Origin of the sequence: Rhodococcus gannanensis (genome assembly GCF_042681175.1) — a bacterium.
In the GTDB taxonomy this organism is placed as follows: Bacteria; Actinomycetota; Actinomycetes; order Mycobacteriales; family Mycobacteriaceae; genus Rhodococcus_G; species Rhodococcus_G gannanensis.
In genome coordinates this window covers 407563-423017 of sequence record NZ_JBHUFB010000009.1, presented here as the reverse complement: position 1 = coordinate 423017, position 15455 = coordinate 407563, and the positions used below count along the sequence as shown (strand labels likewise).

Here is a 15455-nt window from a genome sequence, read left to right as displayed (position 1 = left end):
CTTTTCCCGCAAACGAGGAGCACGCCGTGCGCACCCTGGTCGTCACCCAGAACATCACCCTCGACGGCGCGATCGAAATGCTGGGCGACTGGTTCGATCCCGCCGACCAGGACGACGAGATGCTGGAGGCGACGCGTCTGCACGCCGACCGCGGCGACGCCCTGCTCCTGGGACGGCAGACGTTCGAGGACTTCCGCGGCTACTGGCCGCTGCAGACCGACGACCGCACCGGGATCGCGGCTGAACTGAACGCCGTCCACAAATACGTCGTGAGCTCCACGATGACGGACCCGCGGTGGCAGAACTCGACGATCCTGTCGGGAGACTGGCTCGCGCAGGTGCGGGAACTCAAGGAACAGCCCGGCCGGGAGATCGGTGTGACGGGCAGTATTCGCCTGTGCCACAGCCTGATCGAGGCCGGGTTCGTCGACGGGTATCGCCTGTTCGTGTACCCGGTCGTCCAGGGTCGTGGCCGCCGCCTCTTCCCGGACGGCTACGAGATCCCTCGGCTCGACCTCGTGGAGTCGACATCCTTCCGCAGCGGGGTGTCGCTGCTCCACTACGCGGCGCGTTGATCAGCCGGTACGGGTGACGAGGCCGAGCAGGGCGTCGCGAGCCCCGGTCGCCCGTCCCGTGGTGGCGAGGCGTGCCATCGCCGCCGATCCCCGCACCGTCATCCGGGTCCGTCGGCGCCGGGCGCGGTCGTAGCGGCGCAGCGCGACTGCGACGTCTCCGCTCTCCGTGAGCGCCCGGCCGAGGGTGACCGCGTCGACGATCGCCTCACAGGCGCCGCGGCCCAGGTTCGGGGCCATCGTGTGCGCGGCATCGCCGATCAACGCGACGTTGCCGCGCACATAGGACGGCAGCGCAGGGGAGTGGTGCAGGTCGTGGTGCAACAGCGTCTCGTCGTCGATGCGGTCGAGGACGTCGCGGACGGCCGGATGCCAGTCGCCGAACCTGCTGCGCAGGAACGTGATTCCACCGTCGTCGGTTCCGGGTTCGACGCGGACGGCGGCGAAGAAGTTGGTCTGGCCGCCGTCTCGGGGCGTGATGCCGAACAGTGCGCCCGTGTCCCAGGTCTCGGTCGTGGAGGTCGCCTCGCCGGACACCCACCCGCGCCACGCCGCCATGCCGAGTGGCCGGGGCCGGTATCGCGGACCGAAGATCCGGTCCCGGATGCGGCTGCCGCTGCCGTCCGCGCCGATCACGACGTCGCAGTCGGCAGGGACGGCGTCCGTACTCGCCCCGAACTCCACGGCGCCGGAGACGTCCGCGACGAGGGCGTCGAGCAGTACGGGGCGTGACACCAGGACCGCGCCGCCGGGAACGTGCAGTCGGGCGATCGTCGATCCGTCGGGTCGCAGGATCGCGCCCGCGGTCTGCGGGACGCCGACCTGACGGATCCGGTCGCCGACCCCGATCGAATCCAGCGCGCGCAGCGCCGGCGGCCACATGCCCAGCGCGGTGCCGGTGGTCGGGAGGGTGCCCGCGCGTTCGAGGATCCGGACCTGCCAGCCGTGCCTGATCAGGTGGTTCGCGACGGTGAGACCGCCGATGCCGCCGCCGACGATGGTTGCTCGCATGCACCCACGGTACTACGAATGTAGTAGCGTGCACTACATTCGTAGTACTCGGAACTACGGTCGTAGTGTGCGGTACTACCGTTGTAGTGTCAGCGCATGGCCGGCAACAGGGAACGCGCGCTCGACGCCGCTCTGGACCTGCTGGGCACCAGCGGACTGCGCGGGCTCACCCACCGCGGCGTCGACACCGCCGCCGGCCTGCCGCAAGGGTCCACCTCGAACTGGTTTCGCACCCGGAACACCCTGGTCGACGCCGTGCTGGCGCACCTCGTCGAGCGTGACCGCCAGGACTGGGACGCGACGGGATCGCAGCGGTTCCCTGCCACCCTGTCCGAGCTGGCCGACGGGCTCGCCGGCTACGTGCGGCTCGCGGTCGGCGAGCACCGGACGCGCACGGTCGCCCGTTTGGTCCTGTTCACCGCTGCGGCCACGGACGCCTCCCTGGTCCCGCCGATTTCCCGCGGTCGCGCCGACCTGCTCGAGTGGGGGACAATGATGCTGGCCATGCTCGGATCCTCGGACCCGGGCGCTCATGGCCGGATGCTCAGCGACTACCTCGACGGGGTGATCCTCCATCACGTGACCTCGCCAACCGCGCTCGACGAGCGCACGCCCTTCGATCCCCGACCCGGGATTGTTACATTGCTGGCCGCCTTCTTCGGGGCCGATTCGGGCCGTATCTGACCGGTAGGTTGGCGGGTTTTCCCAGTTCAGGGAGTGAAAAGGATTACCTTAGTTGGCATGAAGTGGGGGCTGTGAATTATCGTTTTCGGAACATGCTGGACACACAACAGTCCAGGGGCCACTCGGTCAGCCGGCGGTGACGGGATCACATCCCGACAAATCGACCGCGGCGATCGCCGGGTGGGCGCGCCGATCCGACGCTGTGTCGGCGCTCGTTTTGCCACGTGATGGCCATCAGCGTTGCTGGTCGTCTGTGCATTTCCACGCACACGAAGGCTAGGTATGAAGCAATTTCCAGGCCACCGGTCTCTCGGACCCCAGGGCCTCTATGACCCCGCGAACGAGCACGACGCCTGTGGTGTCGCGTTCGTCGTCGACATGCACGGTCGCCGCAGCCGCGACATCGTCGACAAGGCGATCACCGCGCTGGTGAACCTCGAGCACCGCGGTGCCGCGGGTGCCGAGCCCAACAGCGGCGACGGTGCGGGCATCATGCTGCAGGTTCCCGACGCGTTCCTCCGGGCCGTCGTGGACTTCGAGCTGCCCGCCGAGGGGTCCTACGCGACCGGCATCGGTTTCCTCCCGCAGGGTGAGGCCGCCGCCGACGAGGCCGCCGCCGGTGTCGAGCGGATTGCCGCGGAGGAGGGCCTGAAGGTCCTCGGCTGGCGCGCGGTTCCCACCGATGCGTCCTCGCTCGGTCAGATGGCCGCCGACGCGATGCCGACCTTCCGCCAGGTCTTCATGACCGGTGAGGGCGAGCTGTCCGGCATGGCGCTCGAGCGCGCGGCCTACGTCGTCCGCAAGCGCGTCGAGCACGAGCTCGGCGACGGCGGTGCAGGCGAGGACGGCCCCGGCAAGGAGTCGGTGTACTTCCCGAGCCTGTCCGGTCAGACCTTCGTCTACAAGGGCATGCTGACCACGCCGCAGCTCAAGAGCTTCTACGTGGATCTGCAGGACGAGCGCGTCGAGTCGGCCCTCGGCCTGGTGCACTCGCGCTTCTCCACCAACACCTTCCCGTCGTGGCCGCTGGCGCACCCGTTCCGCCGCGTCGCGCACAACGGCGAGATCAACACCGTCACCGGCAACGAGAACTGGATGCGGGCCCGCGAGGCACTCATCGAGTCCGACGTGTTCGGCGAGGGCAAGCTCGACAAGATCTTCCCGGTCTGCACCCCTGGCGCATCCGACACCGCGCGTTTCGACGAGGTGCTCGAGATGCTGCACCTCGGTGGCCGCAGTCTCCCGCACGCCGTGCTGATGATGATCCCCGAGGCGTGGGAGCGGCACGAGTCGATGGACCCGGCCCGCAAGGCGTTCTACGAGTACCACTCGACGCTGATGGAGCCGTGGGACGGCCCGGCGTCGGTGTGCTTCACCGACGGCACCGTCATCGGCGCCGTGCTGGACCGCAACGGTCTGCGCCCGAGCCGTATCTGGGTCACCGAGGACGGCCTCGTCGTGATGGCCTCCGAGGTCGGCGTCCTGGACATCGACCCGGAGAAGGTGGTCACCAAGACCCGCCTGCAGCCGGGCCGCATGTTCCTCGTGGACACCGCTCAAGGCCGCATCGTCTCCGACGACGAGATCAAGTCCGAGCTCGCCGCCGAGCATCCGTACCAGGAGTGGCTCGACGCCGGCCTGGTCCGTCTGGACGGCCTGCCCGAGCGCGACGTCTATCACATGAACCACGAGCGGGTCGTCATCCGCCAGCAGGTCTTCGGCTACACCAACGAGGAACTGAACATCCTCCTCGCGCCGATGGCCAAGACCGGCGGCGAAGCCCTCGGCTCGATGGGCACCGACACCCCGATCGCGGTCCTCTCGACCCGGTCGCGGATGCTGTTCGACTACTTCCAGCAGCTGTTCGCCCAGGTGACGAACCCGCCGCTGGACGCGATCCGCGAAGAGGTCGTCACCAGCATCGGTGGCTGCATCGGTCCCGAGAGCGACCTGCTCAACCCAGGCTCGGACTCCTGCAAGCAGCTCGTGCTGCCGTCGCCGATCCTGCACAACGACGACCTCGCCAAGATCGTCCACATCAACGACGACGGCGACTACCCCGGCTTCCGCGCGGTGGTCGTCCCCGGCCTCTACCGCGTCGCCGACGGTGGCGAGGGTCTGCGCGAGGCGCTCGACAGCGTCAAGCACCAGGTGTCGCAGGCGATCGCCGGCGGTGCGCGCATCATCGTGCTCACCGACCGCAACTCGAACGAGACGTTCGCGCCGATCCCCTCGCTGCTGCTGACCTCGGCGGTGCACCACCACCTGGTGCGCGAGAAGTCCCGCACCAAGGTCGGTCTGGTCGTCGAGGCCGGTGACGCCCGCGAGGTGCATCACATGGCCACCCTGGTCGGCTTCGGTGCCGCCGCGGTCAACCCGTACATGGCCTTCGAGTCGATCGAGGACATGCTCGAGAGCGGCGCCCTGACCGGCGTCACCTTCGAGGAGGGTGTGAAGAACTACATCAAGGCCGCAGGCAAGGGCGTGCTGAAGGTGATGTCCAAGATGGGCATCTCGACCCTCGCCTCGTACACCGGTGCGCAGCTGTTCCAGGTCATCGGCCTGTCGCAGGAGCTCGTCGACGAGTACTTCACCGGCCTCAACTCGCAGCTCGGCGGTATCGGTCTCGACGAGATCGCCGCCGACGTGAAGGTCCGCCACGACTCGGCGTTCCTGAACCGTCCCACCGAGCGCGCGCACCGCGAGCTCGAGGTGGGCGGCGAGTACCAGTGGCGCCGTGAGGGCGAGTACCACCTGTTCAACCCGGACACGGTGTTCAAGCTGCAGCACGCCACCCGCACCGGCCAGTACTCCATCTTCAAGGAGTACACGAAGATGGTCGACGACCAGTCCGAGCGGCTGGCGTCCCTGCGTGGCCTGCTGAAGTTCAAGACCGATGTGCGCGAGTCGATCTCGATCGACGAGGTCGAGCCCGCCAGCGAGATCGTCAAGCGCTTCTCGACCGGCGCGATGAGCTACGGCTCCATCTCCGCCGAGGCCCACGAGACCCTCGCCATCGCGATGAACCGCCTTGGCGCACGGTCGAACTCGGGTGAGGGCGGCGAGGACGTGCGGCGTTTCGACGTCGAGGAGAACGGCGACTGGCGCCGGTCCGCGATCAAGCAGGTCGCGTCCGGCCGGTTCGGTGTCACCTCGCACTACCTGTCGAACTGCACCGACATCCAGATCAAGATGGCGCAGGGCGCGAAGCCCGGTGAGGGCGGACAGCTCCCGCCGCACAAGGTGTACCCGTGGGTCGCCGAGGTGCGTGGCTCGACGCCGGGCGTCGGCCTCATCTCGCCGCCGCCGCACCACGACATCTACTCGATCGAGGATCTCGCGCAGCTGATCCACGACCTGAAGAACGCCAACCCGTCGGCCCGCATCCACGTGAAGCTGGTCTCCGAGGTCGGCGTCGGCACCGTCGCCGCGGGTGTGTCCAAGGCGCACGCCGACGTGGTGCTCATCTCGGGTCACGACGGCGGCACCGGCGCGTCCCCGCTGACCTCGCTCAAGCACGCGGGCGCTCCGTGGGAGATCGGCCTGGCCGAGACCCAGCAGACCCTGCTGCTCAACGGTCTTCGCGACCGGATCGTGGTCCAGGTCGACGGCCAGATGAAGACCGGCCGCGACGTGATGATCGCGACGCTGCTCGGCGGCGAGGAGTTCGGTTTCGCGACCGCGCCGCTCGTCGTGTCGGGCTGCATCATGATGCGCGTCTGCCACCTCGACACCTGCCCCGTGGGTGTCGCGACGCAGAACCCGCTGCTGCGCAGCCGTTTCACCGGCAAGCCGGAGTTCGTGGAGAACTTCTTCATGTTCATCGCCGAGGAGGTGCGTGAGCTCCTTGCCGAGCTCGGTTTCCGCACCCTCAACGAGGCGGTCGGACAGGTCGAGATGCTCGACACCACCGAGGCGCAGGACGTCTGGAAGGCAGCCAAGCTGGACCTGTCCCCGGTCCTCGTGCAGCCGAAGACGGTGTTCCCGGACCAGAATCTGTACTGCAGCGGCACCCAGGACCACGCGCTCGACAAGGCGCTGGACCAGGAGCTCATCGCACAGGCCCGGAACGCGGTCGACACCGGCACCCCGGTGAAGATCGAATCCAAGATCACCAACGTCAACCGCACGGTCGGCACCATGCTCGGACACGAGCTGACCAAGGTGCACGGTGGCGCGGGCCTGCCCGACGACACCATCGACATCACCTTCACCGGTTCCGCGGGCAACAGCTTCGGCGCGTTCGTGCCGAAGGGCATGACGCTCCGGTTGTTCGGTGACGCCAACGACTTCGTCGGCAAGGGCCTGTCCGGTGGCCGCATCGTGGTGCGTCCGTCGCTGCAGGCGCCGGCCGGGTTCGTCGCCGAGGACAACATCGTCGCCGGCAACGTCCTGCTGTTCGGTGCGACCGGCGGCGAGGCGTACTTCCGCGGCGTCGCGGGCGAGCGTTTCGCGGTCCGCAACTCCGGTGCGACCACCGTCGTCGAGGGCGTGGGCGACCACGGCTGCGAGTACATGACCGGTGGCCGCGTGGTCATCCTCGGCAAGACCGGCCGCAACTTCGGCGCCGGTATGTCCGGTGGCGTGGCGTTCGTCTACAACGCGGACCGCTCGTTCGAGGCGAACCTGAACACCGAGCTGGTGGATCTCGAGGACCTCGAGCACGAGGACTTCGCGTGGCTCAAGGCCACCGTCGAGAAGCACCGCGACGAGACGGGATCCGAGGTTGCCGCGCGCATCCTCGCCGACTGGTCGCAGCAGGTGAACCACTTCGCGAAGGTCATGCCGCGCGACTACAAGAAGGTGCTCGTGGCGATCGACACCGCGAAGAAGAACGGACAGAACGTGGACGAGGCGATCATGGAGGCAGCTCGTGGCTGATCCGAACGGCTTCCTCAAGCACACCTCCCGCGAGACCCCGGTCCGGCGGCCGGTGCCGCTGCGCCTGATGGACTGGAAGGAGGTGTACGAGGACTTCGACTCGAAGACCCTCCGCACCCAGGCCAGCCGGTGCATGGACTGCGGTATCCCCTTCTGCCACAACGGCTGCCCGCTCGGGAACCTGATCCCCGAGTGGAACGACCTGATCTACAAGGATCGGTGGCGCGAGGGCTTCGACCGTCTGCACGCGACGAACAACTTCCCGGAGTTCACCGGGCGGCTGTGCCCCGCCCCGTGTGAGGCGTCCTGCGTCCTGGGAATCAACCAGGACCCGGTCACCATCAAGCAGGTCGAGGTCGAGATCATCGACCGCGCCTTCGAGGAGGGGTGGGTCAAGCCGATCCGCCCGGCCAGCCTGACCGGCAAGAAGGTCGCCGTCGTGGGCTCCGGCCCGGCCGGCCTGGCCGCCGCGCAGCAGCTGACCCGCGCGGGTCACACGGTGACGGTGTTCGAGCGCGCCGACCGCATCGGTGGTCTGCTGCGCTACGGCATCCCCGAGTTCAAGATGGAGAAGCGGCACATCGACCGCCGCCTGGTGCAGATGGAGTCCGAGGGCACCGTCTTCCGCACCGGCGTCAACGTCGGTGTCGACATCACCGCCGAGGAGCTCAAGGCCGAGTTCGACGCGGTCGTGCTCACGGGTGGTTCCACCCAGGCGCGCGACCTGCCGATCCCGGGCCGGGAGCTCGACGGCATCCACCAGGCGATGGAGTTCCTGCCGATCGCCAACCGGGTGCAGCTCGGTGACCTCGACGCGCCCTCCATCACCGCGGAGGGCAAGAAGGTCGTCATCATCGGTGGCGGCGACACCGGCGCCGACTGCCTCGGCACCTCGCTCCGCCAGGGCGCCGAGATCGTGCACCAGTTCGAGATCATGCCGCGCCCGCCGGAGACCCGCGCCGAGTCCACCCCGTGGCCGACCTACCCGCTCATGTACCGGGTGTCCTCGGCACACGAGGAGGGCGGCGAGCGCGTGTTCTCGGTCAACACCGAGGAGTTCGTGGGCTCCGACGGCAAGGTCACCGGCCTGAAGGCGCACGAGGTGCAGATGGTCGACGGCCGCTTCCAGAAGGTGGAGGGCTCGGAGTTCGAGCTCGAGGCCGACCTGGTGCTGCTGGCGATGGGCTTCGTCGGACCCGAGAAGCCGGGCCTGCTCACCGATCTCGGTGTCGACATCAACGAGCGTGGCAACGTCGCCCGCTCGTCGGAGTGGGAGACCAGCGTTCCCGGCGTCTTCGTCGCCGGTGACATGGGCCGCGGTCAGTCGCTGATCGTGTGGGCCATCGCGGAGGGCCGCTCCGCCGCGGCCGCCGTGGACAAGTACCTCGAGGGCGTCACCGCGCTGCCCTCGCCGGTCGTGCCGACGTCCGCTCCCCAGCGGTAGGCACCGGGCGCCGGTCAACGACGCCCGGCTCTCACGCAGGAAACCCGCCGTCCCGGAATCATCCGGGGCGGCGGGTTTTTCGTCGTCCGGCCCGACCGGAGACCGGTCGATCGGTCACGCAGGCCGGGGTGTGGGCTGCACCGTGCTCGGGAAGAACAGCGAGAGCACGGTTCCCGCCAGCAACAGCAGTGCGCACACCATCAGGGCACGCGAGTATCCGGACACCAGCGCGAGATCGGCGGGTGCGTGCGAGTTCGCGGTGACCGTGGCGGCGATGCTGACGAGCGCTGCCAGCCCGACCGAGCCACCGATCTGCCGGGATGCGCTGAGCAGCCCGGACGCCATCCCCACGTCACCAGGCGGCGCGTCGGCGGTCGCGACGTTGCTGAGCGGCATGAACGACAGACCGATACCGACACTGGCCACGAGCGACGGCACGAGCACGGTCCAGACGAAGCCGCCGCCGACACTCATCGTCGAGAACACCGCCATCCCGAGCGCAGCCAGGGCGGTCCCGACGACGAGGAGGGGGCGAGCGCCGAAGCGCGGCAACAGTTTCGATGACCCGACGATGCCGACCACGAGCCCGGCGCAGAACGGCAGAAAGGCCAGGCCCGTCGTCGACGGTGAGTATCCGAGTCCGCGCTGCATGTACAGCGACACGAAGTAGAAGCCACCGAACTGCCCGGCGCAGACCACGCACATGATGGCGTTGGCCAACCCGATCCGTGGGCGCAACAGGGTCGAGAACCGGACGAGTGGGTCCGGCGTGCGCTTCTCGACCACCACGAACGCCGCGAGCAGCACCACCGTGAGCGCGCCGCCGCCCAGGACGGCCGGTGATCCCCAGCCCCGGGTGTCCGTTGCGATGACTGCGCAGACCAGCACCACCAGTCCACCGGTCGCGAACAACGCGCCCGGAAGGTCCAGTCGCCCGCCGCCCGCCTGGTGAGCCGGCAGTCCCCGCACCGCCGCGACCGCCGCGGCCAGTGCCACCGGTGCACCGGCGAACATGATCCACCTCCAGTTGAGCCCCTGGGTGAGCACACCGCTGAGGACCACGCCGATGGCGCCGCCGAGGGCAGAGCACATCGCGCCGATCCCGAACGCCTTGGCGCGCGCGGCGCCGTCCGGGAAGGCCTGGCTCAGGGCGGCCAGCCCTGCGGGTGCGATCATCGCGGCACCCACGCCCTGCAGCGCGCGTGCGGTGACGAGCAGGCCTGCGGTGGGCGCGAAGGTGCCGGCCACGCTCACCACACCGAAGACGATCAGGCCGGTGACGAGTACACGCCGGGTGCCTGCGACGTCGCACAGCCGGCCGCCGAGCAGGAGCAGGCCGCCGAACGCGAGGGCGTAGGCGTTGACGACCCAGGACAGGTCCGCATCCGTGAAGTGCAGCGACCGCTGGATGTCGGGCAGGGCGACGTTGATCACCGACATGTCGAACGCAACGAGGAACTGTGCGGCCGCCGCGGCGACGAGGACGAGGCCGGAGCGTTGTGCCGTGGTGCTGCCGGCCGTCGTCACGGCAGCTCCAGGGTTTGTGTACATGTTCTCATAATTAATTAGGTCTACCTTACTCCGACAGCGTCGGCAACGGCTTCGGGCACAATGTCCCAATGCCCGAGCCCCGTCGAGGACGGCCGCCCACCCTGTCCGCCGACCGAATCGCGGAAGCCGCGAAGGACCGCCTCGCCGCAGGCGGTCTCGCCGCACTGAGCATGCGTGCACTGGCGAAGGACCTCGGCACCTCGCCGATGGCGCTGTATCGGCACGTCGACGACAAGGAGCACCTACTCGACCTGGTGCTCGACCGCTACTCGACCGGTCTTGCCGAGCTCGTCCTGCCCGAAGACCCTGTCGCCCGGATCCGCACGATCTTCGTCGCGATCTTCGACACCATCACCGCCGAGACGTGGCTCGTCGAACTGCTCCAACACGGCGGACGCGGAGGGTCCGGCGCGATCGTGCTCGTCGAACGGGCGATCGTGGCCGGACAGGACCTCGGCATGGACCTCCGCCGCTCTCTGCTGTTCTATCGGGCACTGTGGAACTACACGTTGGGCGCACTGCTGAACATCCCCGCGCCCAACCCGACAGGTGAGGTCTCTCCTCTCACTGCCAAGATCAGGGAAGCCGGCGCGCAACGACTGCCGGCCTTGAACGCGATCACCGCGAACTGGCCGATGGGAACGACCCGCGACACCTACCTCGACGGCCTCGACGCACTCATCGCGGGGTACTGCCGTGCCTTCGGCGCGAACGCCGACGAGGTGTCACGGTGATCGTGCCGGCCGAGTTCGGCAGTCCGGTCACGCCGCGGAATCGGCCTCGTGAGGCGGGGCCGGCCGGTGGTGTCCGACGCCGTGGGTAGCTTCTCCGGACATGGATGAATCGGTGGGTTTCGGTGGTGTCGAGCGGGATCACGTGCGTCCGCTACTGAAGACGCTGGGTTTCCGGAAGCGGGCGCTCGTGTTCACCCGCGGCCGTGGCGAACTGACGGATGTGGTGTCACTGCAACGGTCCTCGGGCAACTTCGGCGGCCATGTGCGCTTCTACGTGAACTGCGGTGTCCACTCGGCCGAGTTCGCGACCGCGATCGGCGACCCCACAGTGGAGCGTCCACGCGAGGTCGACTGTCAATTCCGTTGTCGGCTGGACGAACTCGCCCCGGAAGCGCCGCAGTGGTTCGAGATCGACGACGAGACGGACGCCTCGGCGGTCGGCCCCGTCCTGGTCGGATACCTGGACACAGCGGTCCGTGCCCTCGGCGCCGTCACCACCGCTGACGAGCTCGCGCACCGGATCAGCGACGGCGTGGCGATCGAGGCGTTCCGGTACCGCGTGGCGACCGGCGACTGGGCGTCGGCCCGCGAGATCCACCGGTCCGTGCGCGCCGAGTTCGGGGCGGAGCCCCGGTGGGCGCGGATCGACGCGATCATGCGGAGCCACCTACCGGCCTCGAAAGCGTCGCTGATCGACGACGGCGTCGGGTCGGCGTGAACGCGAGCGCCCTCCGACGCCGAGAACAGGCACCCCGGCTTTGAGTCAGCAACCCGTTCTCCCGGTCCGTTCCGGGGCTGTGGATCTGCATCTACCGGGTGGTGGTGAGGGGTTCTGTCATTCGTTCGAACGAATCTGAACGAATGTCCAGGGGAAATGGACGAATGTTCAGCAAACTCGCCCGTTACCGATTTCTGACCATTAGCCTACCTCGCTGAGATGTGATCGTGATCACGATATGAGGCCTGCCCTGCCGGCCGGCCCCGCTGAGGAGGCAGTAGTGCGTCTTTCACTTCCCCGTCGCTTCGCGACACCGTTGATCGCGGCCTCGGCCGCTGCCGGGCTGGTGCTCGGCGTCACGAACGGCGTGGCAGCCGCAGATCCGCCGGCGTCCTCGAGGTCCCTCCAGGACGCCCAGATCCTGCTGACGAAGGAGGTCGTGGGCAGCAACGTCGTCTACCCCGGCGACTCCGTCACCTACAAGACCACCCTCGGCTACACCACCGCCAACGGTGCAGGCAACGCACCGCTGAACCAGTTGTCGATCGCGTACGTCCGCGAGGTTCCTCCGGCCGGCTGGGTCAACACCGCGAAGTCGCTGAGCTACGCCGGCGGCGGCGGCAGCTGGTCCACCCAGGATGGCGGCCAGAAGGTCACCTGCAGCAGCGGCTGCACCTTCCTCGTCGGCGGCTACGTCATCAAGTCCGGTCAGTCGGCAGTCCTGACCACCACCTACACCGTGCCCGCCAACACGCCCCCGGGCATCTACGACTCCGGTGCCTGGTCCGCCCAGCCCAACACCTGGAGCGGCGGCGAACGCGGCTCCAACACCTTCGGCGTCTTCGTCCAGGTCGCCGACCCGAACGTCGCGACCACCACCGACCTCCAGGCACCCGCGACCGCGAAGACCGGTGAGTCCGTCACCCTGACCGCGAACGTCGGCCCTGCCAACGCCGTCGGCACCGTCCAGTTCAAGGACGGTAACGCCAACATCGGTGGCCCCGTTGCCGTTTCCGGTGGTGTCGCGACCCTCGCGCACACCTTCGACACGCTCGGTGCGCACCCGATCACCGCGGCGTTCACCGCAGGCGCCGGTTTCCACAGCTCCGTCTCGGGCGTGAAGACCGTCGACGTCACCGCCGACACCACCACCTCGCTCAACGCACCCGCGACCGCTGTCGTCGGTGACGACGTCACCTTCACCGCCACCGTGACGCCGGCAGGCGCCACCGGCCAGGTGCAGTTCAAGGACGGCGCCGCCGATCTCGGTGCACCGGTCGACGTCGTGAACGGTTCGGCCACGCTCACCCGCAAGTTCGTCGAGGCCGGCTCGCACAACGTCACCGCGAACTTCGTCGGCACCGGCGGCTACGCGAACTCCGCGTCCGCTCCGTCCTCGCTCACCGTCACCGACGCCGATTTCGGCACCACCATCACGGTCGTCGACCCGACCACCGCGGTCGTCGGCACCCCGGTGAACCTGTCCGCCACCGTCTTCCCGATCCCGAGCGGCGGCGACGTGGTCTTCCGCGTCGACGGTGACGTCGTGGGCACCGCACCGGTCGGCACCGGCGACGGCGTGGCCGTGCTTCCGCACACCTTCACCTCGGCGGGCTCCGCGAACGTCACCGCCGAGTTCACCGGCGCGGCCGGCTTCACCCCGTCCACCTCGGCCGGGTTCACCGTGTCGGTGAGCAACCCCGACAACCGCACCGCCACCTCGACCGGCCTGGTCGTCGCCGGCGGCGGGGTCGTCGGCCAGACCGCGACGTTCACCGCCACCGTCGATCCCGCGAACGCCGACGGCACCGTGCAGTTCAAGGTCGGCAACACCGACATCGGTGGCCCGGTCGCGGTCGTGAACGGTGTCGCCACGCTCACCCACACGTTCGACGCGGAGGGCACCTACGCCGTCACCGCCGAGTTCGTCGGTGGCAGCGCCTTCAAGAACTCGGTCTCCGGCCCGACCGTGATCGGTGTCGGCCCCGCCGGCACCGGCGGTGGCACCGGTAGCGCCGACCTCGGTTCGGTGACAGGTCTTTTCGGACAGTGACAGCCGACCCCGGCCCGGAGTGACAGACACACTCCGGGCCGGGGTGGCCCTACTCCCATAGCCTCTGTAGGAGAACTTGTGAACAAGAACAAACTTCGGGGACTCGCGGCGCCGCTCGGCGTCGGCGTCGTCGCCGGCACGATGATGCTGACCGGGGTTCCGGCCGGCGCTGCCCCGACGACCACCACCTTCATCAACACCTGCCTGGCGACGCCGTCCGCGGTCGCGGGCCCGCAGAGCCAGAGCCAGGAAGCCTCGATCGTCATCGACGCACCCGCCTCCGTGAACGCGGGCGAGGAGTACGACGTCGTCGTCACCGCGCCGCCGCTCTCCGTTCCGAACTCGAACTCGGGGTCGTCGCTGCAGAGCGTGTCGCGTCTCAAGGTCGACATGGAGGTGCCGCAGAACGCGCAGATCGTCAGCACCGAGATCGTTCCGGGCACCAGCTCCGGGCTCAGTGGTGTCGCTCCGAACCTGTTGCGGGTCAACGAGAACGGTGTCGTCGATGCCAACGGTGGCATCCTGCGGCTGTCCGGCAACAACCAGGTGATCGGCAACAGTCCGACCGCGAGCAAGAGCTCTCGCGGCGGCATCGTCGCCCTCGCCCAGTCGGGCACCAACACGACCTTCCAGCTGCCGCAGGTCAAGGTGCGGCTGAAGGCGGGCCCGTCGGGCAACGTCGACATCAAGCTCCGCTCCGCCGGCGACGCGGGTGCCTACGGCAACGACAAGAACTACCTGACGTTCCTGCCGGAGGCGTCGCTCATCATCACGGCGTGGGCACCGACGCAGTGCAGCCCGCGCGACACCTCGACCGCACCGCTCAACTCCGGTGCGGGTCCGCTGGCCACCACCAGCATCGTCGAGGCGGACAAGCAGACAACCACCACCGTCGCGGCCCCGGGTGCGGTGAAGAACGGTGACACGGTCACCCTCACGGCCAACGTGAACCCGGCCGCGAACGGTGGCACCGTGCAGTTCGCGGTGAACGGTGCGGACATCGGCGGTCCGGTCGACGTCGTCAACGGTGCCGCGAGCACGACGCACCTCTTCGACACCGACGGCGACTTCACCGTCACCGCCGTGTACTCCGGCACCGCCGGATTCGTCGGATCCACGTCGGCGCCGAAGACGATCAACGTCAGCACCGACGACATCGTCACGAGCCTCGCGATGACGGCGCCGGACAAGGCGTACGTCGGTCAGGACGTCAACCTGCACGCACAGGTGACGCCCGCCGTCCAGGGTGGCACGGTCGAGTTCACGATCAACGGCGGCGACAAGGTCACCGGCACGGTCGGCTCCGACGGTGTCGCGGTCGCGCCGTACACCTTCACGAACACCGGCACCCACAGTGTCGTCGCGCGGTACTCCGGGACCGACGGCGTTGCGGCGTCGGTCGCCCCGGCGTTCCCGGTCAGCGTGACCAACGCGCCTGCGGCGGACGTCCAGACCACGACGACGCTCGCTCCGGTCGGCACCGTCGCGAAGGGGCAGCCGGTCACGTTGACGGCGAACGTAGATCCGGCGAACGCGAACGGCACCGTGCAGTTCATGCTCGGCAACACCCCGCTGGGTGCGCCGGTTCCGGTGGTGAACGGTGTTGCCACGCTGCCCACGACCTTCGCGAGCGCGGGCACGTACAGCGTGACGGCACAGTTCGTCGGGTCGGCCGGCTTCATCGACTCCGATTCGCAGCCGCAGACGCTGACCGTCCCGGGCGACCCGGACAACGGCGGCGGAACGGGCAGCCTCGACGGGTTGTTCGGTTCCTCGTAAGCAGTTGAGGGACGTGTAGCGAGCGAGT

10 protein-coding genes are annotated in these 15455 nt (G+C 68.6%); 8 read left to right on the top strand and 2 right to left on the bottom strand.

The window, feature by feature from the left end:
* Window positions 1-26 precede the first annotated feature (26 nt).
* A complete protein-coding gene (locus tag ACFSJG_RS08735) occupies window positions 27-575 on the top strand; it encodes a dihydrofolate reductase family protein (RefSeq protein ID WP_378484810.1) in 549 nt (182 codons plus the stop codon).
* On the opposite strand, the gene ACFSJG_RS08730 is transcribed toward ACFSJG_RS08735, so the two are convergent.
* A complete protein-coding gene (locus ACFSJG_RS08730) occupies window positions 576-1583 on the bottom strand; it encodes an FAD-dependent oxidoreductase (RefSeq protein WP_378484809.1) in 1008 nt (335 codons plus the stop codon).
* Window positions 1584-1679: 96 nt separating this feature from the next.
* Between ACFSJG_RS08730 and ACFSJG_RS08725 the strand changes: the two genes are divergently transcribed.
* From ACFSJG_RS08725 to ACFSJG_RS08715, 3 genes are all read left to right on the top strand, one after another.
* Window positions 1680-2267 carry a TetR/AcrR family transcriptional regulator gene (locus tag ACFSJG_RS08725; protein ID WP_378484808.1) on the top strand — a complete coding sequence of 196 codons (588 nt, stop codon included), beginning with the start codon at window positions 1680-1682 and terminating at the stop codon, window positions 2265-2267.
* A 282-nt stretch (window positions 2268-2549) separates the two neighbouring features.
* Window positions 2550-7148 carry a glutamate synthase large subunit gene (gene gltB / locus ACFSJG_RS08720; RefSeq protein WP_378484807.1) on the top strand — a complete coding sequence of 1533 codons (4599 nt, stop codon included), beginning with the start codon at window positions 2550-2552 and terminating at the stop codon, window positions 7146-7148.
* Window positions 7141-8592, top strand: coding sequence for a glutamate synthase subunit beta (locus tag ACFSJG_RS08715; RefSeq protein ID WP_378484806.1), 1452 nt, complete (start codon window positions 7141-7143; stop codon window positions 8590-8592). The genes gltB and ACFSJG_RS08715 overlap by 8 nt, the downstream gene beginning before the upstream one ends.
* A 114-nt stretch (window positions 8593-8706) precedes the next feature.
* On the opposite strand, the gene ACFSJG_RS08710 is transcribed toward ACFSJG_RS08715, so the two are convergent.
* Window positions 8707-10143, bottom strand: a complete 1437-nt coding sequence (locus ACFSJG_RS08710; protein ID WP_378484805.1) for an MFS transporter — start codon at window positions 10141-10143, stop codon at window positions 8707-8709.
* Window positions 10144-10211: 68 nt separating this feature from the next.
* Between ACFSJG_RS08710 and ACFSJG_RS08705 the strand changes: the two genes are divergently transcribed.
* The 4 genes from ACFSJG_RS08705 to ACFSJG_RS08690 all read left to right on the top strand — a co-directional run bounded on the left by ACFSJG_RS08705 (window position 10212) and on the right by ACFSJG_RS08690 (window position 15427).
* Window positions 10212-10877 carry a TetR/AcrR family transcriptional regulator gene (locus ACFSJG_RS08705; protein ID WP_378484804.1) on the top strand — a complete coding sequence of 222 codons (666 nt, stop codon included), beginning with the start codon at window positions 10212-10214 and terminating at the stop codon, window positions 10875-10877.
* 100 nt (window positions 10878-10977) lie between these two features.
* Window positions 10978-11595 (top strand): DUF4304 domain-containing protein, encoded by a 618-nt coding sequence (locus tag ACFSJG_RS08700; RefSeq protein WP_378484803.1) that lies wholly within the window; start codon window positions 10978-10980, stop codon window positions 11593-11595.
* 280 nt (window positions 11596-11875) lie between these two features.
* Entirely contained in the window at window positions 11876-13648 is a 1773-nt protein-coding gene (locus ACFSJG_RS08695; protein ID WP_378484802.1) for an Ig-like domain-containing protein, read from the top strand.
* Between the two features lie 78 nt (window positions 13649-13726).
* A complete protein-coding gene (locus ACFSJG_RS08690; RefSeq protein WP_378484801.1) occupies window positions 13727-15427 on the top strand; it encodes an Ig-like domain-containing protein in 1701 nt (566 codons plus the stop codon).
* Window positions 15428-15455: the final 28 nt, after the last annotated feature.

Bases quoted from the DNA above. Each gene is read 5' to 3' on its own strand.
- ACFSJG_RS08700 (WP_378484803.1), top strand. From the start codon at position 10,978: ATGGATGAATCGGTGGGTTTCGGTGGTGTCGAGCGGGATCACGTGCGT.
- ACFSJG_RS08730 (WP_378484809.1), bottom strand. From the start codon at position 1,583: ATGCGAGCAACCATCGTCGGCGGCGGCATCGGCGGTCTCACCGTCGCG.
- ACFSJG_RS08710 (WP_378484805.1), bottom strand. From the start codon at position 10,143: ATGTACACAAACCCTGGAGCTGCCGTGACGACGGCCGGCAGCACCACG.
- ACFSJG_RS08725 (WP_378484808.1), top strand. From the start codon at position 1,680: ATGGCCGGCAACAGGGAACGCGCGCTCGACGCCGCTCTGGACCTGCTG.
- ACFSJG_RS08705 (WP_378484804.1), top strand. From the start codon at position 10,212: ATGCCCGAGCCCCGTCGAGGACGGCCGCCCACCCTGTCCGCCGACCGA.
- gltB (WP_378484807.1), top strand. From the start codon at position 2,550: ATGAAGCAATTTCCAGGCCACCGGTCTCTCGGACCCCAGGGCCTCTAT.